Below are 26167 nucleotides of genomic sequence, written 5' to 3' on the forward strand. Positions count from 1 at the left end.
CCCCATGGGGTCCGGCCTCCGCCGGTGTGCTCGGTTCGGTGCCTGTCGGGGCCGACCGCGTTCAGTAGGTGCCGTCGAGCTGGCCGCGCAGCTTGGTCAGCGCCCGGGCCAGCAACCGCGAGACGTGCATCTGCGACACACCGATCTGCTCGGCGATCTGCGACTGGGTCAGGTTGCCGTAGAACCGGAGGGTGAGGATCTTCTGCTCCCGCTCGTCCAGCGTGGCCAGGGCCGGACCGAGCGCCACCCGCAGCTCGGCCAGCTCGAACTCGCTGTCCTCGCCGCCGAGCATGTCACCCAGCTCGGTGGCGCGGTCGCCGTCGCCGGTCGGGGTGGACAGCGACACCGCGTTGTACGCGCGGGCGCCCTCCAGGCCCTCCAGCACCTCCTCCTCGGTGAGCTTGAGGTGGGCGGCGATGTCGGCCACCGTCGGCGAGCGGCCCAGCGTCTGGAGCAGCGAGCTGTTCGCGTCGGAGATGGCCAGCCGCAGCTCCTGGAGGCGACGCGGCACCCGGATGTCCCAGGTGCGGTCGCGGAAGTGCCGCTTCAGCTCACCGATGATGGTCGGGATGGCGTAGCCGGCGAAGTCGACGCCGCGACTGGGGTCGAACTTGTCGATCGCCTTGATCAGGCCGACGGCGGCGGTCTGCGCCAGGTCGTCGGTGGGCTCGCCGCGACCGCTGTAGCGGTGGGCGAGGTGGTTGGCCAGCGGCAGCCAGGCCTCGATGGCCCGGTCGCGCAGGGCGGCCCGCGACGGGTGGTCGGCGGGCAGTGCGGCCATGGCGTTGAGCACCTCGGCGGCACTGTCGGTGAGGGCGCGCGGGTCGAGCTTCTCGGTGGCGGCGGGCGTGCTGGCCGCCGGCTTCGTGATCGTTGGCGCGGTCATGGGTGGTCCTCCCTGCACCTCGTCCGCTGGCAAAGACGTAAGGCTTTTTGGTTTAGGTTCAGATAAGCCGTTCGAGACATACCTTAGCCTGATCGTGCCGGCCAAAGCTAGCCGAAAGTACGATGTACTTAAGTCTCATGTTCGCAGTAACGAGGGCAAAACGCCCGCCCCGGTGGTGGTGGACGGTCGGCGGTGCTATGGCTGTCACGGCGCGATCACGGCGGGTCAGGTCGGGCCGCGACCTCCGTCGCGCCGGGTCGAACGCCGGTGACCCTCGGTCACCTTCCGGGGGTGGGGCGGCGGCGTTCCCCGCCGGACGTGTCGTAGCCCACATCCGGCGAGCCGTCCGCCCGCCCGGCCGCGCGGCGGCGCCGACCGTCGGGGCCGGCGTCGCGCCGCCCCGAGCGGGCGCTCACCTCACCAGGTGCCGGCGAGCCGGGCCCGCAGCGGGCGGCCGTCCGGGTCGTAGACCAGCCGGTACGCCGGCAGCGCCCAGAGCCGGGTGTACCAGGGCAGCCGCTCCGGCCGGTGCGGTCGCAGCCGCCCCGGCGGCCGGGGACCGACCCGCCCGGAGTCGTGCCACCGCTCGAGCGCGGCGGCGGTGGTGGTGACCGCGGCCACCGCGTCCGCCGGGTCCAGCAGGTCGGCGTCCCCGCTGCCGTCCCCGGGGCGGTCCAGGTGTTCGCGCAGCAGGCGTAGCCGCAGCTCCCGGGCGAAGTGCCGGGCCCCGTCGCCGAGACCGGCGGGGTCGACCGGGGCGCGTTCGTCCCGGGTGTCGTCGAGCACGGCGCAGGAGAGTTCGCTGTCGTGGGTCCAGGAACGGCGGTTGAAGTTGTCGCTGCCCACGCTGGCCCACACGTCGTCGACCACGCACACCTTGGCGTGCACGTACACCGGGCCGCCGTCGTGGTTCTCCACGTCGAAGACGTGCACCCGGTCGGCGGCAGCCTCCTGGCAGAGGGAGAGCGCCTGCTCCCGGCCGACGTCGTTGGGCGGCAGCGCGAGCCGTCCGTCCACGTCCGGATAACGGGGGACCACGGCGATCAGGTGGAGGTCCGGGTTGGTCCGCAGCGCGTCCGCGAAGAGTTCGGCGACCTCCTTCGACCAGAGGTACTGGTCCTCCAGGTAGATCAGCCGGCGGGCCCGGTGGACCGCCTTGGTGTAGCCGCGCGCCACGGTGCGCTCCCCGTCCGGCGCGAAGGAGTAGCGGGGACGCACCGCCGGGTAGGTCCGCAGCACCTGGACGTGGTGGGGACCGCAGGGCGCCGGGTCCGCAGGCTGGTCGGGCAGCGGATCCGGGCGCAGGTCGGCCCGGCGCAGCCGGTCCCGCAGGTAGGCCAGCGGGTTCTCCGAGTCCAGCGGCATCGGGTCGGTCCAGCGTTCGCGGAAGACGGTGTCCAGGGCGCCGACCACCGGCCCGCGCACCGCGAGCTGCACGTCGTGCCAGGGCGGGTGGGGACCGTAGCGGGGGGACATCCGGACCGCCTGCGGGTCGCCGCGGTGCGTCGCGTCGTCCCGCCGGCTGTGGCACAGGTCGATCCCCCCGACGAACGCCACGTCGCGTTCGGGCCGGCCCGGGTGGCGCAGCACCACCAGCTTCTGGTGGTGCGACCCGCCCCGGCGGACCCGCTGGTCGAGCAGCACCTCACCGCCGGCCGCGGAGATCGTCTCGCTGAGACTCCGGTTCTCCTCCTCGCTGTAGGCCAGCACGTCGAGGTGGGAGCGCCAGACGAGGCCCTTGACCACCACGCCCCGCTGCGCCGCCTGGGCGAAGAGCTGGGCCACCGTGGGGCCGTCCGGTCGCATCCGCTGGTCCGGATCGCCCCGCCAGTCGGTGAAGAAGAGATGGTCACCGATCTCGAGCGCCTCGACCTCGTCGACCAGTCGATCGAAGTACGTCGCACCGTGAATTAACGGCTCGGCGAGGTTTCCACTGGTCCAGACGGGTAACTCTGACACCGGGTTGGCGCGTTCCCCCGTGTTCAGGAACCACTCCCGCACGGTCACGTTCCAGCCTCCCGAGGTCGACGATGCCCTCACGGTAGGACGAGCACCGTTGGCCCGCACGGCGTAGGCGATTCTGGCCCGCCGCCGTGCACGCCCGCGAGAGACGGACATCGAGGAGGACACGCACCATGCCGGTCGAGACACCGAACGCCCAGCCCGAGCAGCGACCCCAGACGGTGGAGAGCGAACGGGGAGCGCTGGTCGCGGTGCTGCTCATGGTGATCCTCGGGGTCGCCGGGATCTTCGCCGTCTCCTGACGGCGGACGGAGCAACGGTACGGGCGCCACCGGTCGTCGCCGGTAGCGCCCGTGGTCGGATCAGGGCCGGTCCGGGCCCGCCCCGTCGGTGTGCGGCAGACGCTCGGTGGGGACCACCCCGAGGCGGCCGGCCTGGAAGTCCTCGAACGCCTGGATGAGCTCGTCGCGGCTGTTCATCACGAACGGGCCGTACTGCGCCACCGGCTCCCGGATGGGCTGCCCGCCCATGATGTACAGGTCCATCGCCGGGGTCCGGCTCTCCTGCCGGGGGTCCGCGGCGAAGCGCAACGCGTCGCCCGGCCCGTGCACCGCGAGCTGGCCGGTGTGGATCGGCCGGCGGTCGGTGCCGACCGTGCCGCGTCCGGCGAGCACGTAGACGAGCGCGTTGAAGTCCGGCCGCCACGGCAGGTCCACCGTCGCACCCGGCTGCACCGTCACGTGTGTGATGGTGATCGGGGTGTGGGTCGATCCGGGCCCCCGGTGCCCGGCGATCTCGCCGGCGATGACCCGCAGCAGCGCGCCGCCGTCGGGGGTGGTCAGCAGGGCCGACTCCCGGCCCCGGATGTCCTGGTACCGGGGCGGGCTCATCTTTGCCGCCCGGGGCAGGTTGACCCAGAGCTGAAGCCCGTGGAAGAGGCCGCCGCTGGCCACCAGGTGCTCCGGTGGGGCCTCGATGTGCAGCAGCCCGCTGCCGGCGAGGATGCGCCCAGAAGCACATTTGAAGTTGGACATACCCGGACAGCAGAACGCCCCGCGCCGGGAAGTCCGGGCGGGGCGTCCGTGAGGGCGGTCAGTCGTCGTAGCGGCCGGCGGCGATGTCGCGGGCGACGCGGTCGCGCTCCTCGTAGGCGAACTCGCGCAGGACGGCGGCCGTCTCCGGCGACATGGGCAGGTAGCCGTGCCGGCGGGCGAGCCGGTCGGCGTCGGCCCGTTGCTCGTCCAGGGTGCGCGGGCCGGGCGGCGTGCGGCGGTAGACGGACTCGCGCAGCCACCACGACTCATCGCCGGGGCGGGCCGGCTCCTCGCCGTTACACACCCGTTCGCGCCGGGCGTTCTCGTCGGCCTCGTGCTTCTGGCGCTCGGCCTCGGCCTCGGCCTCGTCGGCGCGGAGCATCTCAACGGCGCGCTCAACGAACTCTTCGCCGGGGGTCGGCTTCTCGGTCACGGTGTCTCCTTACTCGGTATGGGCAGGGTACGGCCCGCCCCGGACAGTCCAGGGCGGGCCGGGTGGTCAGAGGACGATCTCGACGCGCTCGCGGTCGCGGCGGGTGATCTCCTCGCGGACAAGGCCGGCGATGAGGGCGTAGCCGGAGCCGGGGCCGCTCTCGTACAACGGGAGCGCCTCGGCGAGCTGCGCGTCGCTCATGCCGGCGATGAGCCGCTCAGCGGCGGCGCACTGCCGGCCGTACTGCGTGGGCGCGACGTGGGCCTCCAGGAGGGTGCACCCCTCGGGGAGGAGGTCGGCGGCGTCCGGCTCCTCCGCGTCGTCCGCGTAGCCGTAGACGTAGTCAGTCTCGCCGTCGGGGCGCTCGATCACGACCTCGGCGTACCACCGGGCGTCGCGGGGGGCAGCGTTCCACATGTTCTTTCCTCCTCGTGCGGGGCGTGGACCTAGTTTAAACGCGTAAGACGTCTTACGCAACTAGGCCCCGTGAACTGGGTTCCACGGGGCCTAGGTGGGGGGTGGTAATCCTTACGCGGCGGTCGCCTCACGGAAGCCGGCCTCGGCAAGCCGCAGTTGGTTGCGCGCGGCGGCGAGGCGGGCCGCGTGCCGGGTGATGCGCTCGGGGTGCTCCTTGGAAGTCTCGACGGCTCGCCGGTAGGCCGTCTCCGCGCGCCGGACGTTGGCGCGTGCCTCCTGGAGAATCCGTGCCTCCTCGGCCGCGAGCGCGGCGGCACCGATGGCGTCCTCGCCCATCCGGACGACCACCTGACCAATTCCGGTCGCGACGAGGGTCGACCACCCGTTACGGAGCGCTTCTGCCTTCGCGGCCTCGGCGGCCGAGAGGACGCCCTCGCGCGGGCTCGGGGCCTCGCGCATGTGGTCCGCGAGGAGCGCGCCCAGCTTCGTACGCAGGGCAGACGGGAGGGTGCGGGGATCGATCGAGGCCGTCATGCGCTTCATATCTAGTGCCTTTCAGGGGAGTTGGCTAGGGGAGGGAGAGGTATCGGCCGGGGCGTCCCGATTTGGAACGCCCCGAGGGGGGGGTCAGACGGTGTAGCCGCACTCGACGAGGAGGGCGGCGAAGAGGTCGCCGTCGCGGGCAGCGACGAGGCCGCAGAAGGAGGAGTAGCTCTCCTCGCGGCGGGTGCTCTCGCCGTCGAGGCGCTCGATACCGGCGCGGATGCCGAGGCCGCAGATGTCGGCGAAGCCCAGGGCGAGAAGCTCGACGAGGCGGGCGCGGTAGGAGCGGATCTCGAAGTCAGCGAGGCAGGCGAGGCCGTCGGCGTCGAGGGCGAGGATGTCGTAGGCGGTGCGGCGCATTTCGGGGCTCCTTCGGCGGGGCGGCCTTGCTGATGAGACGAGTTTAAACGCGTAAGACGTCTTACGCAACCCACGCACGAAAAAGCCCCGACCGGCGATCCGGGCGGGGCTGTTTTCGCTGCTCAGTGGGCCGACGTGGTCGCGGGCTCCGTGCGGGCGAGGTGGTCGCGCAGCGTGCGGCGCTTCACGCCGAGGCGCTTCGCGGCCTCCTCCTGTGACATCTTGCCTTCGGCCGCGATGAGGGCCTCGTACGCCTTACGCGTCTCCTCGGCCGTGCGCCGGCCCTGGGGCCGAACGGGAAGGATGATCACCTCGGCGTCGTCGCCGGAGGCGCTCTCTGCGGCCTCGTCCTCGTCGAGGGTGTCCAGGTCTACCGGCTCGTCCTCCTCGGCGGTCTGCGGTGCCCCTACGAGGGGCAGGAGGCGCACCCCGACCGGGACGACGGCGGGACGCGGGGCGAGCGGTGCCGGGGCTGGTACGACGGCGGGCGTCGGGACCGGGGCAGGGGTCGGCGAGGCGACCGGCGCGGCCGACGCTGCGGCCGAGCGACGCGTCGCGATGAGGGCCGCCGTGGACATCAACATGAGGCCGTCCACCGCGAGCGGCCCGAGGGCGGCGGTTATGCCGTCTTCCCCGTAGTGCGTCAGGAGGCCGGAGAGGTGCCGGTACGACACGATGCCGGCGACGAGGGCCACCGGGGCGATACCGGACCGCGCGAGGGCGTAGCGCCGCCCTGCCGGCCACTGGACGCGGGCGAGCATCTCGACGCAGACGAACAGGGCGACCGGCCAGAAGACGGAGACGGCGACGGAGAGCGCGTCGGGGTCGGCGTTGGTCAGGTAGGTATGCGCGATGTTCGCGGCGATCGAGAGCGCGCCCCCGAGGACGGTCCCGAGGTACGCCCAGCCGCGACCGGAGGCGGGGGCGGGGGCGTCGGACATCTTCACGGCGGGAACTCCTCCAGTGGTCAGGCGAGGGAGACGAGGAAGGCGACGAGGCCGAGGAGGACGGCCCAGCCGGCCACCGCGAGGGCGGCCAGCATGAGCAGTCGGGCGGCCGGGGACGGCCTCATCGGGCGGCGCGCTTCGCGAGGTCGCGCGAGATGTCCAGCGCCACCGCCACGACGCGCCGGCCGACGGCGAGCGCCTCCTCGCGGGTGAAGTAGTGCTCGAAGAGCGCCTCGTTGGCGAGCGAGACGGAGACGCGCTGCGCCATCGTGCGCAGGCCGACGCCGGCCGCGAGGCCGTCGTAAATCTCGTCGATGGCCCGCATTTCGAGTCGGTGGTCGGTGGGGAAGGTGGGGGAGGTGAAGACGGACATTCGCGTGTCTCCTTACGGGTTGAGCGTCTTACGTGTCGGCCGAGGGGCCGGCGGTTCGTCGGTGGAACGTCCCGAGTTTAAACGCGTAAGACGTCTTACGCAACTCCCTTGAGAAGAAAGCCCGCCGACCTGCGGTTATGCGGGCCGACGGGCTTTCGTAGCGGGCTAGTTTTCCGGGCGGGGGCGGACTTCGGCGGACATGCGGCCTTCTCCGGCACCCTGCCACTGGGTGACCTGCTCCAGGCCGAGCGAGGCGAGGACGTGGCCGAGGCGCACGGGGGCGATGCTGCCCCCGGCACGCTCGACGCGCACGGGCACCGGGACGGACTCGCCCACGACCGTGAGCAGGCTTTCGGCCGTGAGCCGGCCGGCAGGGTCCACCGTGACGACGGCCAGCGTCGGCGGTAGGGGAGAGGGTGCCGGCGGCTCGGCCGGGGCGGGAGCGTCGCTCTGGGCGGGCGCGACGAGGACGCGAGCGGTAGGCCCGGCCTCGATCGGGCCGAGGTCAGTCGTTACCCGGCGCTTGCGGCCGACCTTCTCGACCGTCCAGACCTCGGCGACGCGGGCGCCGTCGGGGTCGGAGGCGAAGGTCATCGGACCGTGGACGCCCAGGGAAACGAGGACGCGGGCGCCCTTGTCCAGAGCACCCGCCGTCGTCGTGTCGTTCAATGTTTCTCCTCTCCGGTCGCTAGGCGACCGTCATCGGCTCACGGTTGCAGGGGCAGAGCGGCGGGCCGACCTCGTCGAGCCACTTCCGGGTAGTGCGGGCGGTATAGCCGCACTCGCACTGGCACTTGATCATGCGCGTCGATTGCTTCTTCTCGCCCTGGCCGGCGCTCGGGTTGGCAAGTCGGGCGTGCGGGTACGGACCGAGGAAGTCCGACATTGCGGCGAGCTTCTGCGCCAACTCCTCGCCCGCGTGGGTGGCGGTCATCTTGCCGGCGAGGCCGATCCCCTTCGCGACCTTCGCGAAGCGGCCCTTGTGTCCGCTCTGGCAGTCGTCGACCGCGTGAACCAACTCGTGTGCGAGGGTCGCGAGGACGTCGGCGGCCTTGTCCAGCACGGGGGAGATGAAGACCTGGGCGACCTTGTCGGCGGCGGCGTGGCTGTTCCAGCACTGGCCGATCACGTTCCCCTTCTTGCCTCGGCCACCGGGCCACCCGACGGAGACGCGCACCGTGGGGATCTCCTCGCCGACCTCGGCGAAGAGGGGCCGCATGGCTTCGATCGCCTCGACGAGCCACGCCTCGCGGGTGTCGTGGGCCTTGACCGGGGCCGACATGGCCGGGGCCTCGGCCGGCGGGGCGGTCGTGACGAGGTTCTCGACGACCGGCTCGGCGGTCGCCTCGGCCGGGGCCTCGATCGGCAGTTTCGGGCAGCACGGGAGGAAGACGACGTCGCCCGCGCAGTCCTCCCAGGTGACGCCCTCCTCGTCGTTGATGATGCACTCGAAGGCGTCCTCGATCACCGCGCGCTGCGAGGCGACCTCGACCGTCCAGACCGCCGAGCCGCCGGGGGCCTTCTTGACGTCGGCGCAGCCCTCCCGGTGCACCTTCAGGGTGCCCATGCCGGCGTTGACGATCGTGACGCGGTGCGTGGTCATTTCGGGTCCTCCTCGTTTCTGCGGGGCGTGTAAACGAGTCTAGGTGCGTAAGACGACTTACGCAAGCCCGTAAGGCTCCTTACGCGGATGGGCGGCGTTTCCCCAGGTCAAGGGGCCGCCAACGCTCGGCCGTCCAGTAGTCCGGCGGGAGGAGGTAGTCCCGACCGACGCGCGTCTGTTCGCCGTCGTGGCGCGGCAGGTAGTAGGGCTCCGGCGCGGCCTCTTCGCGGACCTGAGCGACGAGGAGGGCAAGCTCGGCCGTGCCCTGTTCCGTCTCCCAACCCCCGAGGGCCTCGCGGGCGGCCTTGCGGCGTTCGGCGAGGCCCCCGAGGAGGGCGCGGAGTCGCGAGATCATCCGGTGCCCCCGAAACCGGCCCCGATGCCCTCGCGCATGAACGCCATGTCGACGCGCACGTAGCCACGCTCGACGGCGGCGATTTCGGAGGCGGGGGCGCCGGCCTCGCGCAACGCGGCCAGCTTCGCGGCCTTCTCGGCGCGAAGAGCGGTGACGTACTCGTCGACCGTCACCCGGCCGTGCGTGCCGGCGCGCAGCTCGGCGAGGAGAGCCTCGCAAGCGGCGAGGTGCCGTCGTCCCCTGAAATCGAGGACGTCCGACAAGGCGTAGGCGACCTCGTTGCAGGTCGGACAGTGGCAGTCGACGAACTCCGCGCGGAACGGCGCGAAGTCGGCCGGGCCGATCGTGGCGGGGCTCACGCGGCGGCCTCGTACGGGAAGAGGTCGCCCGTTACCCGGCAGGCCCAGCCGCGCGGGCTCGCCCACATCGGCGAGTCACAGCAGAAGGGCACAGGGCCGGCGTAGGGCTCGGTCGGCTCGGCGCGGTGTGCGTGGTACCACGACCAGTGGCCGAGCTGGACGCGGGCGAGGAGATTCGAGTAGGCGCCGGGGTCGGCGGCGGCGAGACGATCCCACCACCCTTTCGGGTCGGCCTTCAGCTCGGCCGGGGTGTCGTCGCGGTACGCGTTGCCGTCCGGGTCCACCATCGCCCACTCGCCGCGCCCGTTGTCGACGTGCCGCAGTGGCACGCCGCACCGGCAGTGCGCCTCGGGGAGGGCCGGCTCGGTCAGGGGGCCTGCCGGGACGCAGCGAGGGCGCGGCCGGTACGCGGCCCTGCCCCGGCTCATCGGCGGGTACCGGGCCGGGCCGGCAGGCCGAAGACGACCTCGCGCACGCGCTGGGCCTTGTGCTCGTCGCGGGCGTCGCGCTCGTCGAAGTCGACGAAGTCGTAGTCGTTGCGGGTGAGGAGGTCGCGGTCGGGCGTGTTCGGCATGGCCGGGTCCTTTCTGGAGTGGTGACGCTGGGCGAGTCGGCCGGCGGGGGTCGAGCTGTTCACCCGACCCCCGAGGAATTCCGTACGCGTGTGGCTTCTTACGCGCCGAGCGCCTCACGCATCTTGCCCAGGGCGCGGGTACGGGCGCGCTGGATCTTGAGCCGGCCGAAGCCGCCGAGGCGGTGGCCGATCTCCGCGTCGGGGACCTCGTTGTCGTAGTCGGTGAAGCCGTACGCCATGCGGCAGACCTGCCGCTCGAAGTCGTCGACCGCGCGGAAGGCCAGCTCGACGAGGACGCGGTCCTCGGCATCGACGATCTCGCGCGGGGCGGCGATCTCGTCGGCGATCGAGACGGCGTCGGCGCCGCCGTTCATCTCCACCTCCAGGTCGAGCGACTCGTCGGCCTTCACGGCGGCGAGGACGTCCCAGAAGGTGTCTTCGCTCATCTCGAAGGACGGCGCGAGCGCGGCGGCCTGGACGATGTCGCCCTCCGCGCGGGAGAGGATGCCGAAGAACCGGCGCAGGGTCCGGGCCGGGACGGTGAAGCCACCGGACGCGGCCGAGGCGGCCTCGCTCAGGGCGTCGTGGACGCGGACGCGGAGCTTGCCGGCGAGGCGCTCGGAACGCTCGGCGTCGTGCGTACGGATGACCTCCAGGAAGCCGAGGAAGGCGGCCTGCCGGGCGTCCTCGACGGGGAGCGACGTCGAGTAGCGGGAGACGGCCGACCGGATCGCGGCGACGTACGCGGCGAAGAGGCGCATCGTCGCGGCCTCGTCGCCGGCCTGGGCGGCTCCGATGAGGGCGGCCTCCTCGGCGGCGTCCTCGATCGACACGGCCTTGACGTCCCAAATGTTGGTGAAAGCGGACATAGCGAAGCCTCCTGAAGGCGTGAGGGGTTCGGCCGGTGCGACCGGCCCGTCTGTGCGAACGGGTGTGCGAAATCCCAGGTCAACGCGCTGGGAAGGGCAACGATCCTCGCGTAAGGCGTCTTACGCAACTGTCCGAAAGGGTGACGTGACTCAACCCTCGGTCAGTGGACGTATGACCAGGCGGGAGGCCCTATGGTCAGAAACGGACAACGGCCCCCAGCGGGTAAGCCGGGGGCCGTTGTAGGGCGGGAAGGGCGGGTAGGGGCGTTACGCGGCGACCATCTCGACGAAGTCGGTCACGGCCAGCACGGGCACGCCCAGGGCCGGCGCGAGGGCAGCCTCCCAGAGGTGTTCGCTACCGGGCAGGAGGACGAGGTAGTCGGCGGCGGCGAGGGCATCCATGTCGTCGCTCACAGCCCCGAGCACTTCGTCTAGGTCGCCACCGCGCGGGTGGTTGGCGGCGGCCACTACGACGAGGTAGCCGCGCCCGACGAGGAAGTCATACGGGGCGCGGAAGCGGTCGCGCGTCGCGTGCCAGGACTCAGCCGACGGCCCCGCGAGGTAGATGCGCTCGGCACGCGGAGCGCCGAGTCTCACCGATGGGACTCTTCTCATACCCCGCTACCTTCCCCCGACCACGCTTCGAGACTCCGCTCCAGACCCCGGCGAACGCCCCGTAACGCGACGATGGCTCGGAGGAGGACGCGCTCGGATCGTACAACCTGTTCACGGAGGTGGAGGCGGTTCGCGTCTAGCGCAATATCCGCCGTTGGCTCGCTTCTGCGGTTTTTCATCCGTTCGGCGGTATCCTCCCTCGGCCGCGCGACGGGCGCGGCTACCCACTGCGCGGAGGTTGCGGCGGCAACCAAGTCGTCTAGGGCGTCGGCCTCATGCCGAGCCCATGCGGTCAGGTGGCGTAGCCGCAGCTCATCCGGGTCTGCGTCCAGGTCTGCCGGCTTCACGAATTCCCCTTCGGATATTGGAGTCACTCTTTTAGTCGTGGCTGAAAGTCCTTGACGGATGATCAATTCGGCGCCCCGTACCCGTGGCCCCAGCTCGCCCCGTAGACCTCGGGGTCGGATTCGATCTTCACGCCGTAGAAGGTGCTCTCCATGACGCGGCCGATCTCGCGGACGACTTCCTCGGCGCTCTCGCGCGGGGCCTGGGCGATCAACTCGTCGTGCACCGGCAGAAGGAGGTGCCCCCCGAGGCCGGCGTCGAAGAGGTCCACGATGGCCTGTGCGAGGAGGTCGCGCGAGGTGCTCTGGACGACGTAGTTCGTCGCGGCATACAACCTGTCGCGGTCGAGCGGCAGATGCCGCCCGCTGGGCGTGATGACCTCCTTGCGCCCCCACTCCGCGCGGTTGACCAGCCGGCGGGAGTACCGCTTGATGCCGGGGAAGGTCGCGTCGTATGCCGCCAACGCCGCCTTGACACTCTCCATCTCGGCGCCGGTCTGCCGGGCGATCGTGGTTGCGCCGCCCCCGTAGACCTTGCCGAAGCCGACGGCCTTCGCGATCTTCCTGTGTTGCTTCGTGAAGTCCGGGCCGAAGACCTTCTCGGCCGTGAACGAGTGGAGGTCGACGCCGTCGGCAATGGCCTTTTGCATCGTTTCGTCACCCGACAAGGCCGCCAAAACGCGCATCTCGACGGCCTGGTAGTCGGCGGCCACGATGACCTGACCGGGGTCCGCGATGAAGCTGCGGCGGATGGTCCAGTCGGACGAGGGGAGTTGCTGAAGCGGCGGCCGGGAGACGCTCATCCGGGCCGTCCGAGCCTGGAGGCCGCCGATCATCGGGTGTAGCCGGTCGTCGGCGTCCTTCAGGTCGAGGAAGGCTTGCGCGTAGCTCTCGGCCCACTTCTTCGCCCGCTTGCTGCGGACGACCGCGTCGGCGAGCGGGTTCGGCGTGCGGCCCTCGATCCTTTCCCACTGGAGGGAAAGGTCGGCCAGGGGCAAAAGGACGCCCTTGTCGACCTTCGGCGCCCCGGACGGGGTCCGCTCCCGTAGCTCCTCGCCCATCGCCGCGAGCGCCTCGGCCACCTGGGCCGTGCTGTTGACGTTCCCGACGCCATAGCGGGCCGCCACGGCCTCGAAGCGAACGGCCTCGGCGAGCAACTCCTCCTTGAGCCGCTCCACATACGGCACGTCGAGCCGCATGCCCTTGCGCTGGAGGAGGCATAGAAGAACCTGGAGGTGGTGCTCAAACTTCGAGAGGTGGTCTAGGCCAACGTCCCTCACGGTCGGCGCGATCTCGTCGAAGAGCCGGCGGGTGAGCAGGACGTCAAGGCCGGCATACCGGACGTAGGTTTCGTGGTCGATCGGGATGCGTGCGAAGCCGGTTGCCTTCGTGAGCTTCAGCTCACGGAAGACGGCCGTGAGGCCCGCCTGTGTGTCCGGCGCGAGGGGGTCGACGTAGACGGCCGAGAGGGGCTTCAGGCCCAGGCCGATACCGCCCTCGCTTTCCGCGCGGGGGTCCAGGAGGTGAGCGAGGACTCGCGTGTCGAAGGTCCGGGCGCCCAGCTCCTCAACGGTGACGCCGAGGTGCCGATCGAGGACGAGAAGGTCGTAGGCGGCGTTGTGGACAACCCACGCGCGAGGCTGCCGGAGCGCCCGGACGATGGCCGGGGCGAAGAGGTCGGCGCGAAGGACGTAGGCGTCGGTCCGGTTACCGAACTGGACGAGCCGCAAGCCGTGCCCAGGCGTGTAAACGTCCAGGCCGGTCGTCTCGGTGTCGACGGCTACGACCTTGTCGCCCTGGGCGAGGAAGCCCTCGAAGGCGGCGAGGTCGGCGTGACGCTCCAGGAAGTGAATCCGGCAGACCTGTCCCGCCAACGTGTGTTCGTAGGTAATCACGACGGCTCCTTTCGGATACGGGAGAAGGGGCCGCCCTCCTCTCGGAAGACGGCCCCCTCTCGGGCGGGTTGGTCAGGCGGCGCAGGCCCCGCCGCAGCACCCGGCACCCTCGGGCCGGGGCTCGTTCGGGTCGACGTCCGGGGCGTCCGGGTCGACGGGCTCGGCCGGCGGCCGGACCTCGTCCGGCTCACCGCCGAGGAAGTCGGCCCCCTCCCACATGCCGGGCAGCTCGAAGAGCGCGAGCTGTTCCGGCTCGACCGGCGCGTCCGGCTCGACGAGGAAGTAGGACGAGCCGAACGCCGCAGCGTCGGCGAGCGCCTCCTCGGGGGACCGACGCACAGCCGGCCCGCCCTCCGGCGCGGGGTCACCGCAGACGTTCGCGGCGAAGAGCGGACAGGCGTGGCACCCGCCCGTCACGCCGCAGTCATCGGCGGGGGTGCTCACGCGGGGACCTCGACGGTGTGCAGCTTGACCGGCGGGACCTGCCGGTCGAGCAACTCGCCGACGTAGACGAAGGCGTCAGCCTGTTCGGTGGTCATGATCAGCTCGACGGCCGCCATGCTCGTACCGTTGTCGTCGGTGATGCTCACGCGGAACTTCTTCAGGCGCACTCGGAACTCCTTCAGAGCACGTCGTCGAGCGACGGCCCAGCGGTCGGGGTGGTTGCACTGGGCAAGTCGGCCAGGGGGGACGGAGGTGTTCTCTCCTCGGCCGGGTTTTCCGGGGCGTCGTGGTCGGGGACCGCGTCGGCCTGCCGGGCGCGGCGGATGCCGAGGAAGTAGACGCCGTCGTTGGCCTTCTTCTTCGTCGCCCCGCGCTCCTCCAGGGCGGCGAAGAACGTGCGGCGCGTCCACCTCTCCTTAGCGGGGAGGTTCTCCTCGTCGGCCCACGCGAGGTACGCGTCGTAAGCGAGCTTTCCCGTGATCCGGCCCTCTTCGTCGTACGTGAAGATGCCGGGGAGGAGGCCGGCGAGAGCGTCGCTCGTCTGCCTGTATTCCTTCGTCGCGTCCACGATCGGCCGGGGGTCGGCCAGGCCGTCTCGGAACCACTCGACCGCCCCGCGCACGGCCCACGCGAGGATGCCGGCGGCCTCCGCGAGGAGCGCCTCGCCGAGCTTGTGGTCACGCTCCTCCGGCGCGAAGTAGCGCTCGAAGGGGATGAGCTTCACCCGGCGCCAGAGGCCCTCGTCCTGTCCCCGGAACTGGGGACGGAAGTTGGTCGCGAGCATGAGCAGGAAAGTCGGGCGGAACTCGAAAAACTCCTTCCTCATGAAGCGGGCCGAGATGAGGTCGCGCCCGGTGACGCGTTTGAGCACCGCTTCGGCCATCGGGCGGCCCTGCTCGCCTTCCGCGGCCATTACCAAGCGTGATCCCTTGAGCGCCGCGAGGTCGTTCGGGATACCACCGGAGCCGCGCTCCTCGAAGGTGGAGAAGGGCGTCGTCGTCGTGTGCTCGCGGAAAACCTCCGTGAGGGTGTCCGTCATGACGGACTTCCCGTTAGCGCCCTTGCCCCAGAAGACGGCGAAGCATTGCTCGTCGGTGTGGCCGGTGATGCCGTAGCCGACGAGCCGGCGCATGTAGTCCGGCAGGCCGGCGTGCTTCACGGGGTGTGGGAAGATTTCGTGGAGGAATCTCTCCCAGCGCGGGCAGGCGGCCTCGGGGTCGTAGTCCAGGTCGACGCGGCGCGTCAGGAGGAAGCCGGGGTCGTGGTCCAGGAGCGCGCCCGTGCGCAGGTCCACCACTCCGTTACGGACGGCCAGGAGGTGCGGGTGGCGGTCGAAGTCGTTCACGTCGGCGGCCACCCCGCGCAACGCCTGAAGCTCGCGGACCATCGCGTCGATACCGCGCGACGAGTTGGCGTGCTTCGCGAAGCTCTTCAGTTGGCCGATGCGCCGCTTGAGCGTCTTCGCCTCGCCGGCCGGGTCGCCGGCCTGCTCGACGGCCTCCAGGGCTTCGAGCAACTCGGCGGCCTCATCCCAGATGGACCGGGCGACCTCCTGGGCGTGCGTGCGGACGTCGTCGAGCCGGTCAACGCGCCACACCCCGTCGCGGAGGATGAAGAAGCCGGCCTCCGGCGAGAAGCGCACCCCGCTACCGGAATCCTCGAAGTGTGCCTTCAGCCGGCGAGCGGCCGACACGTCGGTGAGGTCGGCATCCGTCCAGGCGGCCATCCGGGTCTGAAGTCCGCCGGGGTCCTGCGCGGACTGCACTGCCCGGACGAAGTCCTCGGCGAAGGTGTCGCGGCGCTCCTCGCGCCACTTCGTGACGTCCCACCCTTCGACCGGCGGACGGACCTTCCGCACGGACAGGCCACGGCGAGCAAGCTCGGCGGCCAGGGTCCGCGTGAAGCCGTCGCCGGACGCGTCGGCGTCGCCGATGACGACGACCGGGCGGCCCTCGGCCATGCCGGCGACCTCGTCGGCCACGGTGGACGCGAGGCCGGCGCCGCGCACGAAGACGACGTCATAGCCGACGGCGGACGCGGTCAGGCCGTCGCCGGGGCCTTCGGTGACGATGACCTCGGCCCAGCCGGACTCGCCGGAGAGCCATCCGACCTTCGCCCAGCTCGCGCCGTCGGGGGACTTCGCGCCCAGCCACCGCACCTTCGCGCGGGGGTCCAGGGCGCGAGCCTGGAAGCCGCGCGGGATGCCGGCCTTGTCGCGGAACGGCACGACGAGGCGCGGCCCGCCCCCCATGTCGTCGGCGTAGCCCAGGCCGAGGCGCTCGGCATCGGCCGGCGTGATGCCGAAGCGCGTCTCGGCGTACTCGTGCGCCTCGCGGAAGTCGAAGGTGTTCAGCGCGGCGGCGTAGCGGTCGAGCTGGGCGGCGAGCGCGGCCACGGCGGCCGGGCCGGCGGGGGTGTCGGTGGACGTCGCGCGGGCGCGGACCTCGCCGGGCTCGACGGCGTCCAGGTCGGCGAAGGTCATGCCGAGCGCCTCCAGGACGCCGGCCGGGTCGCTCGCCTTCCGCTTGCCGGTCGGGCAGCCGGCGCGGCACTTCAGGAGGACGCGGCCAGCGTCGGACACGGCCACGCGCAGGGAGGGGCGGGAGTCGCGGTGTGCCGGGCAGGGGACTACCCAGCCGTCGCGCTCCTCGACGACCTCGGCGAAGCGGCCGAGAAGGTCATCCAAGGTCACAGGCTCTTTCCTTTCGTCGGCGGACGCTGGGCGAGTCGGCCAGGAGGCGCGGCGGTGTTCAGCGCCCGGAAACGCGAAAAGCCCCCGGCGGTTAGGCCGGGGGCTCTTGCGGGGGCGGGGCGGTCGACCGGATTCGGACCGGCGTTTCCGTAGGTGGGGCCATTGCGTGCGCGGGCCTCGATCCCTACTACCTACGGCGTCTTAGGCCGCTGGACTACGACCGCCGGGGAGAGGTCAGGCGGCGCGGCGCCCGGTCGACTTCTCGAAGGCGTCCTTGACACCCGAGGCGATCCGGCCGCGCTGGCCGACCTCGATCCCGTTCGCCTTCGCCCAGGTCCGGACGTCGGCGGCGGTGGCGGTGTTGTCGTTCACGGTTTCTCCTCCTGGTAGGTGGCCGTTGGGGGGCTCGTTTCTCAAGTCGGCCAGGGGCCGGCGAGGTGTTCAGTCCTTCTGCAACTTCGCGAGGGAGTCGTAGTCCGTGCCCAGCTCGACGCGGACGGCGGCCATGTGCTCGGCGTACGCCTCGGGGGCGTGCTCGCGGAGGAGCGCCTCGGCGCGGCGCAGACGGAGGAGCGCGCGAACGAACGTGACGACGGTCGTCACGGCGTACCCGTAGCCGGTCGACGAGCGAGCGCGCTTGACGAACGCCACGCCGTACGCCTCGCGGGCCTTCACCTTCTGCCGCTCGGCGCCGTCCAGGCCGACGCGGATCGCGTCCTCCCATCGGGCCCAGTCCTTCGCCTGACCGACGAACGGAGAGAGGCCCTGAATGTCGCCCGCGTCCTCGTGCCCTTCCTGGTAGGGCTTGAAGGCGCGGATCGTCGCGGCGCGGAAGAGCTTGCGGAGGGCCAACTCCCAGCGGTTGCCCTTCGCCTTATTCGGGTTGCTCACTCCGGCCACCCCGACCGGAGGTACTCGGCGGCGGCCTGGAGGTCGCGTGCCAGCTCGTCGACGAGGTCGGCGTCCAGGAACGGGAGCGCGTCGCGCCACTCCGGCCGGATCGATACCTTGCGCCGGCCGGCGCGGTCCACACCGAGGACGACCTCCGGCGCGGTGTCGACGACGGCGCCGGTCAGGGTGCGCTGGGCCGGGCGGGTGCTCATTCGCGGCCGACCTTCACGCCGCGCAGGACGGCCGATCCGATGGCGACGGCCCAGCGGGCGACCTCCTCGGGGGCGTGGGTGCCGGTGATCATCACGCCGTCGCCGGCCGGTACGGCGTTGAGGTCGGCGGGGCCGGGTAGCTCGCGGTCGTTGCCCTGGGGCGCGAGGTGGAAGACGTTCACGGGGGCTCCTAAAACGTGAGAGGCCCCGAGGCCGGCGGGCTATCAAATCCGCGCCGGCCCCGAGGCCATTGGTCACTGCGTGTGGCGTCTTACGCGTTTACACGCGTGTTAGAAGGGAGGCTCCTCGTCGGCCGGGCGGCTCTTCGGCTTGTAGGCGCCGATCACGTCGATGACGGGCTTCGTGAACTTCTTCTTGTCGCGGCCCTCGCCGAACTCGACGACCTCCAGGCCCAGCCACGCGACGGCCTCGCCGTCGATCCCTTCGAGTGCCTCCTCGGTGGCGACGAGGTCCCGCACGAGCGACCACGAACCCGAGGTGAACCTGAAGCGGCCGAGGTCGGGGTCGTCGGCGAGCCGGAAGTAGACGGTGATGTTGGGGCCGCAGCCCTTACCCGCCTTCGCCGCGTCCTTCCGCTCCGTGAAGCTTGCCGGGCACTCGCACGGCTTCCCCTTGTCCGCGTCGAGTGACTGCTCGATCCCGTCACACTTCCGAATCGCGTTGTTGTTCCGGCCCCAGAGCACCATCTCCTGCCGGATCGCGGAGGGGCCGTCGAGGATGATCCGCACCTTTGCGGCCTGGGTGAAGACTTCGAGCGTGTCCTCACCCTTCGTCTCCCATTCCTGGGCCGGGTCACCGCCGAACATCTCGCGGATTCGCTCGGAGACGTCCGGGTCGCCCGTCGTCACCCGCCACTCCGTCAGCGTCGCCGGGCGGCCGTTGATCTGGTAGCCGGACCGGAAGCGGCCGACGAGGTCGTCGGCGTAACGCTGGCGCGGCTTCGGCGCCGCCTCGGGGTCCGTCTCGAAAATGCGCAGTCCCACGCGGGGTCCTCCTGAAGAAAAAGCGCGGTAGCGAGCCGCGCCGTTCGATGTCGATTTGCAAGTCGGCCAGGGGCGCTCGACCTGTTCAGGCGGACTTTTCGAGAGGGAGGCCCGGCGGGCGGGAGAGCTTCGGCGGCGACTTGTCCGTCTTCGGCGCACGTCCGAGGACACCCGCGATGCGCTGGGAGCGCCGGGCGCCCATGTGCGGCAGGATCGCCCTCATGACGGCCTCGGCCCGGCCCCCGCTTACCTCCGCGTGGAAGGTGGCTTGTGCGGGAGCCGGGCGTAGCGTGACGCGGACGGAGCAACCGAAAAGCGTCGCTGCCCTTCCGACTACGTCTCTGTCGGTCATCTCCAGGCGGACGCGCGGGTAGCGGTCGCGGTGGAGGTCGAAGGCGCCTTCACCCTCCAGGAGCCCCGCGAGCCACACGACGTCGAGGAGGGAGGCGCGCTCGATCATCGGGCAGTCCGACGAGGGGCCGGGGTCCGGCGCCGGGCCGTGCCGACGTTCAGCGGGGCGCCGACGACTCCGTCCTTGACCTCCTTCTCCCACCGGAAGACCTCGCGGAGGTGGAGGAAGTAGTCGAAGACCTCGCGGTCGTACCGCACGGGGTGGAAATTCCATCCCTCGGGGCGGACGTGGAGGACGCCGGCCGCGTCGCCCTTCGGCAGGGGTACGCGGCTGCCGTCCGGGCGGATTATGTAGTCGGCGTTGCCGTACGCGTTGAGCTGGAGGGCGACCTCCGCGTGGACGCCGGACCTCGTCGTTTTCCAGTCGAGCCACACGGCCTCGCCGTTGATGATCGCGAAGGCGTCGAAGCTGCCGGCGTAGTCGTGCGCCTCGCTCCAGACCGTCTCCTCCATGAAGACGAACTCCGGCGTGAACTGCTGGAGGAAGGCGTCGAAGTGATCGACGAACGGCTTGTAGTCCGGGTGAACGCGGGCGATCGTCTCGCCCTTCGCCATGCGCTCGAAGAGGTCGTGCACGTCCGAACCCGTCTCGGCGGCCTTCTGCGTGTCGCGGTCAGGGGCGCGCTTGAGGTAGTCGATCGCGCCCTGGGCGTCGCCACGCATGGCGATGCTGACCATCTCGCCGAGGTTGCGGATGGCGTACTCCGCGACGACCTTCGCGGCCCACGGCTTCAGGAAGGGTTTCGGGAGCATCCCTAGGACGGACGTCACACCGGGGGCTTTTTGGCCGCTTTCCGGATTGACATAGAAGCGCGAACCGCTGCGCTGGATGGTATTTACCTTTGGGGTAGTCATGCCGTGTGTCTCGCCTTTCAGGCGGATATGAGGGACACACAGCAAGTCGGCCAGGCAGCGGCGGGGTGTTCACGCACGAAAAAACGGCGCCCTACCTTCGCGGGAAGGCGGGCGCCGCGCTGGGCGTCGAAGTGACGGAGTGACGGAACTTGCGTCACTTCTTATTAATGCTCAAGAGGAGGAGGAGAAGAAGCCTTGAGAGAGAACCGGAAGTGACGGTACTTCCGTCACTTCGTCACCCGGCGCCTCCGGCCGCGTCGGCCAGCGAGGCCGCACGCTCGCGCACCTTCCGCAGCACCGTTCGCGCCTGGGCCTTCTCACGCTCGCCCAGCTCGGCGACGGCTTTTTCGTCAACACGCTCCAGCACGAGGAGGGCCGCGCCGAGCGAGCGGATGAGGTCGGCGTTGGTCTGCCCCTCGGGTATCTCCCTCGCCGCAGCTAGCAGGGCCTTCGTCACCCCGCGCTTCTCGCGGGAGCGGTCGACGGAGGACTCCTTCTGAAGGCCGAGATCCTCGATCGTCTCGGGGGAGAGCCGCTCACGAACCATGCGCGAGACGTGGTAGCGGACGGCGGCCTGCGTGCTCTTTAGCTCGTCGCCCGCGTAGCCGGCCTCGCTGTAGCGCTCACGGACGAACTCGCGGTAGGGCCAGGTACGCGCGGCCCAGTCCGGCTCGCCCTTCGGCGTGAGGAAGTGCTCGCGCAGGTCCACGGTTAGCGAGGCAACGTCGCGTAAGCGCTGCGTGCGCTGGACGTCATCCGTCGCGTTCCGAAGCGTCTGCAACGCGCGCACAAGCGCGTTGCCAAGATCGTGCTTCGTGCGCGTGGGGTTCACGTTGTCTCCTCGTTGCGGCGGGGGGAGCGGCCATAGCTTAAACGCGTAAGGCGACTTACGGCGTCGCGTTAGCTTAGGCCGTCCTTAAGTTTTCCGGACCGCACCCTCCCGGTAGTCGGGAGGCCCCTCTCAAACGCGAAAGGCCCCCGGACTCTGGAAGTTACGCCCAGAGCCACGGGGGCCGGTAGTTGCCGCGCGAGGAGTGTTACCTACGTCGCAGTTGAGCTGCTAAACCGTCGGTCTGTTCGTACAGACGTTCGATTGTTGCCGTGTTGTCGAGCGTGTAAACAGTCGGGTAATTGACAAGAGCCGTTTCGCTCTCGTGAGTGTCCGACTCGTCTAGTCCGGGCCGGACGACACGGACGAGGACGCCCCCGGCCGAGACGATCGCGCGGGCCTCGTTGGGGAAGCGCACGTCGGTCACGACGGCCGGCGTCGTCAGGTCCGCCGCGATGGACGAGAGCACCGGGCGAACCCAGAAGTCCTCGTCCATCGCGCGGATGGCTACGCCGTAGTTCTGAAGGGTACGGCGGACCTCGGGGATCTTGTCCTTCGCGACTTCCCATCCGACGGCGCGGACTACTTCGGACAGCCGGATCGTGATTCCCTGCCACCCGACGACGATCGGGTCCAGGGCGAGCGCGGCGTCGCGGAGCTTGTCCGCGAAGGCGTGCCGGCGGTAGCCGTGCGTCTGGACGAGCCGGGCCGCGACGGTGTCTTTGCCGACTCGTTTACGGCCGATGAGGCCGACGATCGGGGCCGTCACAGGCGGCTCTTGTCGAAGGGGACGCCGCCCGTCTGGAGGACGGGCTCGGCCTTGCCGGCGAGGAAGAGGTCGTCCATCTCCGTGTCCGTCTTCGACGCCGTCTCGCCCGGCCAGCACTTCATGCCCCGGACGTAGGTGTAGGCGCGGGAGCGCGGACCGTGCCACCGGACGACGAGGACGTCTCCCGGCTGCCACACGGGCGCGGCCTTCTTGAGGACGTGCTCGGAGACGAGGAACTGAGTGGAGGCCGTCTTGACCTGCCAGATCGTCGGGGCGTAGCGGTCGACAATCTCGACGACGCCCCCGCCCAGCTCGTCGGCGAGCTTCACCCGCTGGCCCCGGCCGAAGCGGTGCGGCGGGTGCACCTCGCGAAGGAGGTAGTTGATGGCGTACGGGTCGTAAGCCGCCCGAGGGCCGTAGAACGTGGTCACGTTGCCTCCTGTGTCGCTGGAAAGGACACGAGGCGAGTCGGCCAGTGAGCGGCGAGGTGTTCACCGCCGCCGAGAGATTGAGCTTTGCTAATTCCGCGGTGGTCCGGGCGGTCGTCCTGAAACGCCGAAAGGCCCCGCCCATCGGCGGGCGGCCGACAGGCGGGGCGGGCGGGCGTGCGGGCGTTGGCCGGGCGGTACGCCGGGCGCCGGGCGGGCGTTACGGGCGGGCGTGGCGCGGGACGCGGGCGACGCCTCGGGCGGTCGCGGGCGCCTCGCTGGCGGGCTCCTCGCTGGCGGGCGGGGCGTCCGGCGGGCTACCGGCGGGCGCGTCCTCGGCGGTGGCGTCCGGGGAGGCGGGCGTCGGTTCCAAAGGGCGGCCGTCCTCGGCGCGCGGGTCGGCGACGGGCGTCGTGTGCCGGCGTGACCAGTAGGCCACGGCGAGCGGGGCGGCGACGACGGCGAACTCCTCGAAGCGGTCCTTGATTTCGGGCGGTAGCTCGACGCCGAAGTGTGCGAGGACGGCGTAGACGAGGCCCAGCGCCGACACGATCAGGGCGCGGGTAAGGATGGGCTGGCGGGTCACGGGCGGGCCTTCCGGGCGGGGGCGGGCGTGTACGGGCGGGCGTTCATCCGGCGAGGAGCTTCTCGGCGATGGTCACGGCGCCGACGACGAGGGCGCCGACCGTCCCCACGCCCGTCCACATGGCGCGGGGCGTGACGGTCGGGCGTGCCTCGATCGTGCGGAGGCGGGCGTCGTCGGCCTGGCGCTGGCGCTCGGCGGCGTCTACCCGGCGGGTTAGCTCGCTCAGGCGGGCGTCGTGCTGGGCGGCGACGACGTCGAGCTTCCCCTCCAGGCGGGCGAGGATGATCAGCATCGACGCCGTTCCGTCGCTGGGCGTCGGCTCGGGCGTGGCGGTTACGTGGACGGGCACGAGGTCACTTCCGAAGGGCGGTCACGGTCTGCCGGCCGGCGATGCCGTCGACAGCGAGGCGGGCGGAACGCTGATAGGTCCGGACGGCGGCCTGCGTCGCGGGGCCGAAGTCGCCGTCGAGGGCGAGGCGGGCGCCACGGGCGTTGAGGAGCCGCTGAAGCTCCTTGACGTCCGTGCCCCGGTCGCCCCGGCGCATCACCCGTACGCCGAGGTTGGTACGCAGGGCGCCGAGGGTGTCCGGGCCGATGAGGCCGTCGGCCTCCAGCCACCGGGCGCGCTGGAAGTCCTTCGTTGCGGCCTCGGTGGCCGGGCCGAAGTCGCCGTCGGCGGCGATCTTCCGGCCGCGCAGACGAAGCAAGTCCTGAGCGGCCTTGACGTCCGTGCCTCGGTGGCCGCGCTTCAGGACGCGAGAGCCGAGCGTGTAAACGGGCAGGGCCGGCGCGGCCGGGGGCTTCGGCGTCGGGGTCGGCGGGGTGCCGGCGAGGCCGATCATCGCGAGGTACCGGCGGAAGACGGCGGCGAGGTCGCGGCCAGCCTTCACGGCGTCGCGGAAGAACGAAATGTGCGTGTGCCAGAGGTGCGAGGAGTCGCCGGAGGAGCGCTTCCGGAGCCGGTCCCAGCGCTTCACGACCTTACCGTCCGGCGAGTAAATGACCTCGCGGATGTCGGCGCAGTCTGCGGCGCCTCGGGTGCACTCGCCGACGAGCCACACGGAGAAGGTCCGGAGGTTGTGCACGCGGCCGAGGGCGTCGCGGTAGGAGAACTGCCCAATGTCGAGGGCGCTCGCATAGTCGGTCAGGCCCGCGCGGTCGCGCGAGGACTCGACGACGGAGTAATCGCCGGAGACGACGCGGTCGGCGCCGCAGTGATACCCGCCTCGGTGCGCGGAGTCGCCGACGATCCCGACCTCGACCGGGTCCAGGTCGGTCGGGTACGCGGTGGTGTTCTCGTGAATGTCGAGCGCCTCCAGGAGGACGGCGCGGGCTTCCTTGAGGCAGGCCGGAGCGGAGGTCACGGAGAGTCCTTTCGGGCACGCAGAAAGGGCGCCCCCGGTGGCGGGAGCGCCCTTCGCGGTGTCGATCAGCGGTGGTAGGTCAGGTCGTCGAAGGAGATGTCGGCCGGGGCGCCCGTGTTGGAACGCCGGCACACGACGTCGCCCGACGCCATGACTTCGACCGTGGACGCGGCCCCGTTGCTCACGCCGGCCAGGAGCATCCGGTCCTTCGTCGGCCGGTACGCCTCGGGGAGCCGGAACATCACTTCGCCGCTTGCGGTGCTCGCGGAGTAGGTCAGCCGGCCGCGCATCCGAACGACGTCGTTCGTGTCGAAGCGAACGCCGATAGGGTCGATGGTCGCCCCCGTCTTCTGGGCGTATTTCCCGGTCGTGTTGGGGTCGATGGCGGTCGGGTCGGCCCACGCCTGATCGGTCGTGATCGGGCGGCCGTCCCGGTCGAAGCCGCCGACGTCGCGCCGGACGTTGTCGGCGCCGCGCTGCTGAATCTGGAGGGCTCGCCCGGTGCCGTTGTACGCGGCGATGAGGCAGGCCGGCGCGTCGTAGAGGGCGCCCGCGACCTGCTCGCCTCGGTAGTAGCCGCGCTCGTTGAGCCAACTCACGAGGCGCCGCACGCCGGAGTGCGTCACCCAGACCTGCCGCATGTCGCCGTCCGACGCGCCAGGCGTCGAGGTGAACTCGTAGACCTCGCGAGGCTCGGTGAGCGGCCCGGTAGCCGGCGGGCGTCGGGCCAGATACCGCGCGTCGCCCCGCGCGTCGGTGTGGTACTGCGGGTGAGGGTCGGCGGCGGCCTCGTGCCCGGACACGGACGAGGACTGCGCCAACTCGGCTGCGGCTGCGGCGGCGGCTGCGGCAGCGAGCTGGGCGTTTGCGGCGTTGGTCTGGGCCTGGGCGATCATCTCCGGCAGGTCGATGGTCAGCGAGAGCACCCGCTTGCCGGCGGGGTTCCCTGCCTCGCCGAGCCACACGGCCGGCAGGGGCGCCCGGTAGGGCTTGATCTGGCCGACCTCGAAGCCGTCGGTACCGTCCGACGAGGAAATGGTCGTGATCGGGGTGCCGTCCAGGTCGACGAGGTCCGTGAGCTGAGCGCCTCCGGTGCGCTCGTTCCACGCGTCGAGCTGGGCGCCCGGACCCAGGAGGAGGAGGTTTCCCTCTCCGGCGAAGACGACGTACGAGGCGAGGTCGCCGCCGTGTCGGTACTGAGACACTATTGCTCCTATTAGGCCGCAGGCCAGGACGTCTGAATGGAAATGGCGCGGCCGGTAGCGATCGGCGAGTAATACTCGATATTGATGCTTCGGTTTGCCAGAATTCCGAAACGGCAGGTGCCGCCGTAGGTGTTGACCGTTCCGACCGCGAGGACGTTTTCCTCGGGAGGGAACCCGACGGGAAGAGTGGCGACGGCGAACACTCCCGACGAAATGGAAGGTCCGGTCCGGAACAGGTCCAGCGTCAGGTACGAGATCCGGTTAATCCGGCGCACTCGCACCTTTCCGGTCGGGCTCGTTGACCACCCGGAAAGGGGCGACAGGTTCACCCATCCCGTGTCGTCGAGAAGGATGATCCACGACGAGCCGTTGGATTCGTACGAACGGTTCGTGTCGACCTCGCGGATACGCCGGCCGGGGTTGTGCGGGGGCCGGGTGTCGGCCTTGCACAGGATTTGGCCGTCATCGCCGACATACCAGCAACGCCGCCGCAGTGCGCCGAAGGCGCCATTTGCCACGTCGTATTCGGCGATCGGTATCTCGTACCAATCCGTCGGGCCGGTGCCCGTGGCTGGCGCCGGGGCACCCTGGCCGGGCGTGCCCGTGCGGATGGCCGTCTCGACCTTGTAGCCCTGATCGCGGTAGAGGCGCAGGACAACGAGGTCGGTCCGGGCTGCACCCGCGAGGCTGGGCGTGTAAACGGTATCGGCGTCGCCGCTTCCCCAGGGGAAACCGCGAAGGAGGCCGGAAAGGCCCGCGACCACTCGTACCTGTCCGCCGGAGAGGACGACCGGCGGGGCGTCGTTGGGGTGACCGACAATGCCGTCCGGAGTGTGCGGAGCGGCCAGCCTCTCGTATTGCGCTTCGGTGAGGGCACCCGTGGCGCTAAGGGGTGACTCCTGGGCCAT

The 26167-nt window shown here is 70.8% G+C and carries 36 protein-coding genes, 1 tRNA gene and 1 pseudogene; 1 reads left to right on the top strand and 37 read right to left on the bottom strand.

The genetic code is table 11. The features are described 5' to 3' along the window. Positions 1 to 61: 61 nt before the first annotated feature. Together AB0F58_RS18415 and AB0F58_RS18420 are read right to left on the bottom strand one after the other, a co-directional pair. Positions 62 to 886, bottom strand: coding sequence for a SigB/SigF/SigG family RNA polymerase sigma factor (locus AB0F58_RS18415; protein ID WP_357143870.1), 825 nt, complete (start codon positions 884 to 886; stop codon positions 62 to 64). 417 nt (positions 887 to 1303) lie between these two features. Beyond that, a complete protein-coding gene (locus AB0F58_RS18420) occupies positions 1304 to 2893 on the bottom strand; it encodes a phospholipase D-like domain-containing protein (protein ID WP_357143872.1) in 1590 nt (529 codons plus the stop codon). A 128-nt stretch (positions 2894 to 3021) separates the two neighbouring features. Between AB0F58_RS18420 and AB0F58_RS18425 the strand changes: the two genes are divergently transcribed. Next, positions 3022 to 3150, top strand: a complete 129-nt coding sequence (locus AB0F58_RS18425) for a hypothetical protein (RefSeq protein ID WP_357143874.1) — start codon at positions 3022 to 3024, stop codon at positions 3148 to 3150. A 60-nt stretch (positions 3151 to 3210) separates the two neighbouring features. On the opposite strand, the pseudogene AB0F58_RS18430 reads toward AB0F58_RS18425, so the two are convergent. From AB0F58_RS18430 to AB0F58_RS18600, 35 genes and pseudogenes are all read right to left on the bottom strand, one after another. Next, a pseudogene (locus AB0F58_RS18430) lies at positions 3211 to 3846 on the bottom strand (pirin-like C-terminal cupin domain-containing protein); the annotation flags it as partial. Between the two features lie 94 nt (positions 3847 to 3940). Beyond that, positions 3941 to 4315 carry a hypothetical protein gene (locus AB0F58_RS18435; protein ID WP_357143877.1) on the bottom strand — a complete coding sequence of 125 codons (375 nt, stop codon included), beginning with the start codon at positions 4313 to 4315 and terminating at the stop codon, positions 3941 to 3943. 66 nt (positions 4316 to 4381) lie between these two features. After that, positions 4382 to 4732, bottom strand: coding sequence for a hypothetical protein (locus tag AB0F58_RS18440; protein WP_357143879.1), 351 nt, complete (start codon positions 4730 to 4732; stop codon positions 4382 to 4384). Positions 4733 to 4843: 111 nt separating this feature from the next. Then, positions 4844 to 5275, bottom strand: a complete 432-nt coding sequence (locus AB0F58_RS18445; protein WP_357143881.1) for a hypothetical protein — start codon at positions 5273 to 5275, stop codon at positions 4844 to 4846. A gap of 84 nt (positions 5276 to 5359) precedes the next feature. Beyond that, entirely contained in the window at positions 5360 to 5635 is a 276-nt protein-coding gene (locus tag AB0F58_RS18450; RefSeq protein WP_357143883.1) for a hypothetical protein, read from the bottom strand. Positions 5636 to 5757: 122 nt separating this feature from the next. Continuing rightward, positions 5758 to 6576, bottom strand: a complete 819-nt coding sequence (locus AB0F58_RS18455) for a DUF2637 domain-containing protein (RefSeq protein WP_357144532.1) — start codon at positions 6574 to 6576, stop codon at positions 5758 to 5760. Between the two features lie 127 nt (positions 6577 to 6703). Beyond that, positions 6704 to 6955 carry a hypothetical protein gene (locus tag AB0F58_RS18460; RefSeq protein WP_357143885.1) on the bottom strand — a complete coding sequence of 84 codons (252 nt, stop codon included), beginning with the start codon at positions 6953 to 6955 and terminating at the stop codon, positions 6704 to 6706. Between the two features lie 165 nt (positions 6956 to 7120). Then, positions 7121 to 7624 (bottom strand): hypothetical protein, encoded by a 504-nt coding sequence (locus AB0F58_RS18465; RefSeq protein WP_357143887.1) that lies wholly within the window; start codon positions 7622 to 7624, stop codon positions 7121 to 7123. 19 nt (positions 7625 to 7643) lie between these two features. Beyond that, the gene (locus AB0F58_RS18470) at positions 7644 to 8558 is read right to left on the bottom strand and encodes a hypothetical protein (RefSeq protein WP_357143889.1); all 915 of its coding nucleotides are present in this window, start codon (positions 8556 to 8558) and stop codon (positions 7644 to 7646) included. A gap of 79 nt (positions 8559 to 8637) precedes the next feature. Then, positions 8638 to 8913: a hypothetical protein gene (locus tag AB0F58_RS18475; RefSeq protein WP_357143891.1), complete on the bottom strand. Its 276-nt coding sequence runs from the start codon at positions 8911 to 8913 to the stop codon at positions 8638 to 8640. Continuing rightward, positions 8910 to 9272: a hypothetical protein gene (locus AB0F58_RS18480; RefSeq protein WP_357143894.1), complete on the bottom strand. Its 363-nt coding sequence runs from the start codon at positions 9270 to 9272 to the stop codon at positions 8910 to 8912. Before AB0F58_RS18480 ends, AB0F58_RS18475 begins: the two co-directional genes overlap by 4 nt. Continuing rightward, positions 9269 to 9601 carry a hypothetical protein gene (locus AB0F58_RS18485; RefSeq protein ID WP_357143897.1) on the bottom strand — a complete coding sequence of 111 codons (333 nt, stop codon included), beginning with the start codon at positions 9599 to 9601 and terminating at the stop codon, positions 9269 to 9271. Before AB0F58_RS18485 ends, AB0F58_RS18480 begins: the two co-directional genes overlap by 4 nt. 95 nt (positions 9602 to 9696) lie before the next feature. Continuing rightward, on the bottom strand, positions 9697 to 9846 hold the full coding sequence (locus AB0F58_RS18490) for a hypothetical protein (protein WP_357143900.1): 150 nt from the start codon (positions 9844 to 9846) through the stop codon (positions 9697 to 9699). A gap of 98 nt (positions 9847 to 9944) precedes the next feature. After that, the gene (locus AB0F58_RS18495; protein WP_357143903.1) at positions 9945 to 10715 is read right to left on the bottom strand and encodes a hypothetical protein; all 771 of its coding nucleotides are present in this window, start codon (positions 10713 to 10715) and stop codon (positions 9945 to 9947) included. 267 nt (positions 10716 to 10982) lie between these two features. Beyond that, positions 10983 to 11330 carry a hypothetical protein gene (locus AB0F58_RS18500; protein WP_357143906.1) on the bottom strand — a complete coding sequence of 116 codons (348 nt, stop codon included), beginning with the start codon at positions 11328 to 11330 and terminating at the stop codon, positions 10983 to 10985. 409 nt (positions 11331 to 11739) lie between these two features. After that, positions 11740 to 13569 (bottom strand): DNA polymerase, encoded by a 1830-nt coding sequence (locus AB0F58_RS18505; RefSeq protein ID WP_357143908.1) that lies wholly within the window; start codon positions 13567 to 13569, stop codon positions 11740 to 11742. A 72-nt stretch (positions 13570 to 13641) separates the two neighbouring features. Next, the gene (locus tag AB0F58_RS18510; protein WP_357143910.1) at positions 13642 to 14013 is read right to left on the bottom strand and encodes a hypothetical protein; all 372 of its coding nucleotides are present in this window, start codon (positions 14011 to 14013) and stop codon (positions 13642 to 13644) included. Next, positions 14010 to 14180, bottom strand: a complete 171-nt coding sequence (locus AB0F58_RS18515; protein ID WP_357143913.1) for a hypothetical protein — start codon at positions 14178 to 14180, stop codon at positions 14010 to 14012. The genes AB0F58_RS18510 and AB0F58_RS18515 overlap by 4 nt, the downstream gene beginning before the upstream one ends. Positions 14181 to 14191: 11 nt before the next feature. Beyond that, the gene (locus tag AB0F58_RS18520) at positions 14192 to 16705 is read right to left on the bottom strand and encodes a phage/plasmid primase, P4 family (protein WP_357143915.1); all 2514 of its coding nucleotides are present in this window, start codon (positions 16703 to 16705) and stop codon (positions 14192 to 14194) included. Between the two features lie 118 nt (positions 16706 to 16823). Beyond that, positions 16824 to 16929, bottom strand: a tRNA-OTHER gene (locus AB0F58_RS18525). A gap of 10 nt (positions 16930 to 16939) precedes the next feature. Continuing rightward, positions 16940 to 17077, bottom strand: coding sequence for a histone-like nucleoid-structuring protein Lsr2 (locus tag AB0F58_RS18530; RefSeq protein ID WP_357143918.1), 138 nt, complete (start codon positions 17075 to 17077; stop codon positions 16940 to 16942). Between the two features lie 69 nt (positions 17078 to 17146). Next, positions 17147 to 17596 (bottom strand): hypothetical protein, encoded by a 450-nt coding sequence (locus AB0F58_RS18535; RefSeq protein ID WP_357143920.1) that lies wholly within the window; start codon positions 17594 to 17596, stop codon positions 17147 to 17149. Further along, positions 17593 to 17808, bottom strand: coding sequence for a hypothetical protein (locus AB0F58_RS18540; protein ID WP_357143923.1), 216 nt, complete (start codon positions 17806 to 17808; stop codon positions 17593 to 17595). Before AB0F58_RS18540 ends, AB0F58_RS18535 begins: the two co-directional genes overlap by 4 nt. Then, entirely contained in the window at positions 17805 to 17990 is a 186-nt protein-coding gene (locus AB0F58_RS18545) for a hypothetical protein (protein WP_357143927.1), read from the bottom strand. The genes AB0F58_RS18540 and AB0F58_RS18545 overlap by 4 nt, the downstream gene beginning before the upstream one ends. Before the next feature lie 108 nt (positions 17991 to 18098). Continuing rightward, the gene (locus tag AB0F58_RS18550; RefSeq protein WP_357143929.1) at positions 18099 to 18812 is read right to left on the bottom strand and encodes a hypothetical protein; all 714 of its coding nucleotides are present in this window, start codon (positions 18810 to 18812) and stop codon (positions 18099 to 18101) included. 85 nt (positions 18813 to 18897) lie between these two features. Beyond that, positions 18898 to 19272 carry a hypothetical protein gene (locus tag AB0F58_RS18555; protein WP_357143932.1) on the bottom strand — a complete coding sequence of 125 codons (375 nt, stop codon included), beginning with the start codon at positions 19270 to 19272 and terminating at the stop codon, positions 18898 to 18900. Then, complete coding sequence (locus AB0F58_RS18560; RefSeq protein ID WP_357143935.1) at positions 19269 to 19976, bottom strand: hypothetical protein; 708 nt, start codon at positions 19974 to 19976, stop codon at positions 19269 to 19271. The genes AB0F58_RS18555 and AB0F58_RS18560 overlap by 4 nt, the downstream gene beginning before the upstream one ends. Before the next feature lie 337 nt (positions 19977 to 20313). Beyond that, positions 20314 to 20910: a hypothetical protein gene (locus AB0F58_RS18565; protein ID WP_357143938.1), complete on the bottom strand. Its 597-nt coding sequence runs from the start codon at positions 20908 to 20910 to the stop codon at positions 20314 to 20316. 205 nt (positions 20911 to 21115) lie between these two features. After that, the gene (locus AB0F58_RS18570) at positions 21116 to 21676 is read right to left on the bottom strand and encodes a hypothetical protein (RefSeq protein WP_357143941.1); all 561 of its coding nucleotides are present in this window, start codon (positions 21674 to 21676) and stop codon (positions 21116 to 21118) included. Continuing rightward, a complete protein-coding gene (locus AB0F58_RS18575) occupies positions 21673 to 22107 on the bottom strand; it encodes a hypothetical protein (protein WP_357143944.1) in 435 nt (144 codons plus the stop codon). Before AB0F58_RS18575 ends, AB0F58_RS18570 begins: the two co-directional genes overlap by 4 nt. Positions 22108 to 22324: 217 nt before the next feature. Then, the gene (locus AB0F58_RS18580) at positions 22325 to 22690 is read right to left on the bottom strand and encodes a hypothetical protein (protein ID WP_357143947.1); all 366 of its coding nucleotides are present in this window, start codon (positions 22688 to 22690) and stop codon (positions 22325 to 22327) included. A 43-nt stretch (positions 22691 to 22733) separates the two neighbouring features. Then, the gene (locus AB0F58_RS18585) at positions 22734 to 23039 is read right to left on the bottom strand and encodes a hypothetical protein (RefSeq protein WP_357143950.1); all 306 of its coding nucleotides are present in this window, start codon (positions 23037 to 23039) and stop codon (positions 22734 to 22736) included. Between the two features lie 4 nt (positions 23040 to 23043). After that, entirely contained in the window at positions 23044 to 24054 is a 1011-nt protein-coding gene (locus tag AB0F58_RS18590; protein ID WP_357143952.1) for a peptidoglycan-binding protein, read from the bottom strand. Positions 24055 to 24119: 65 nt separating this feature from the next. After that, positions 24120 to 25259 (bottom strand): hypothetical protein, encoded by a 1140-nt coding sequence (locus AB0F58_RS18595; RefSeq protein WP_357143955.1) that lies wholly within the window; start codon positions 25257 to 25259, stop codon positions 24120 to 24122. Between the two features lie 11 nt (positions 25260 to 25270). Next, a complete protein-coding gene (locus tag AB0F58_RS18600) occupies positions 25271 to 26167 on the bottom strand; it encodes a hypothetical protein (protein WP_357143958.1) in 897 nt (298 codons plus the stop codon).

Origin of the sequence: Micromonospora sp. NPDC023956 (genome assembly GCF_040639195.1) — a bacterium.
Lineage (GTDB): Bacteria > Actinomycetota > Actinomycetes > Mycobacteriales > Micromonosporaceae > Micromonospora.

Bases quoted from the DNA above. Each gene is read 5' to 3' on its own strand.
- AB0F58_RS18415 (WP_357143870.1), bottom strand. From the start codon at position 886: ATGACCGCGCCAACGATCACGAAGCCGGCGGCCAGCACGCCCGCCGCC.
- AB0F58_RS18425 (WP_357143874.1), top strand. From the start codon at position 3,022: ATGCCGGTCGAGACACCGAACGCCCAGCCCGAGCAGCGACCCCAGACG.
- AB0F58_RS18440 (WP_357143879.1), bottom strand. From the start codon at position 4,732: ATGTGGAACGCTGCCCCCCGCGACGCCCGGTGGTACGCCGAGGTCGTG.
- AB0F58_RS18445 (WP_357143881.1), bottom strand. From the start codon at position 5,275: ATGAAGCGCATGACGGCCTCGATCGATCCCCGCACCCTCCCGTCTGCC.
- AB0F58_RS18450 (WP_357143883.1), bottom strand. From the start codon at position 5,635: ATGCGCCGCACCGCCTACGACATCCTCGCCCTCGACGCCGACGGCCTC.
- AB0F58_RS18455 (WP_357144532.1), bottom strand. From the start codon at position 6,576: ATGTCCGACGCCCCCGCCCCCGCCTCCGGTCGCGGCTGGGCGTACCTC.
- AB0F58_RS18460 (WP_357143885.1), bottom strand. From the start codon at position 6,955: ATGTCCGTCTTCACCTCCCCCACCTTCCCCACCGACCACCGACTCGAA.
- AB0F58_RS18470 (WP_357143889.1), bottom strand. From the start codon at position 8,558: ATGACCACGCACCGCGTCACGATCGTCAACGCCGGCATGGGCACCCTG.
- AB0F58_RS18475 (WP_357143891.1), bottom strand. From the start codon at position 8,913: ATGATCTCGCGACTCCGCGCCCTCCTCGGGGGCCTCGCCGAACGCCGC.
- AB0F58_RS18490 (WP_357143900.1), bottom strand. From the start codon at position 9,846: ATGCCGAACACGCCCGACCGCGACCTCCTCACCCGCAACGACTACGAC.
- AB0F58_RS18495 (WP_357143903.1), bottom strand. From the start codon at position 10,715: ATGTCCGCTTTCACCAACATTTGGGACGTCAAGGCCGTGTCGATCGAG.
- AB0F58_RS18500 (WP_357143906.1), bottom strand. From the start codon at position 11,330: ATGAGAAGAGTCCCATCGGTGAGACTCGGCGCTCCGCGTGCCGAGCGC.
- AB0F58_RS18540 (WP_357143923.1), bottom strand. From the start codon at position 17,808: ATGAGCACCCGCCCGGCCCAGCGCACCCTGACCGGCGCCGTCGTCGAC.
- AB0F58_RS18555 (WP_357143932.1), bottom strand. From the start codon at position 19,272: ATGATCGAGCGCGCCTCCCTCCTCGACGTCGTGTGGCTCGCGGGGCTC.
- AB0F58_RS18560 (WP_357143935.1), bottom strand. From the start codon at position 19,976: ATGCTCCCGAAACCCTTCCTGAAGCCGTGGGCCGCGAAGGTCGTCGCG.
- AB0F58_RS18600 (WP_357143958.1), bottom strand. From the start codon at position 26,167: ATGGCCCAGGAGTCACCCCTTAGCGCCACGGGTGCCCTCACCGAAGCG.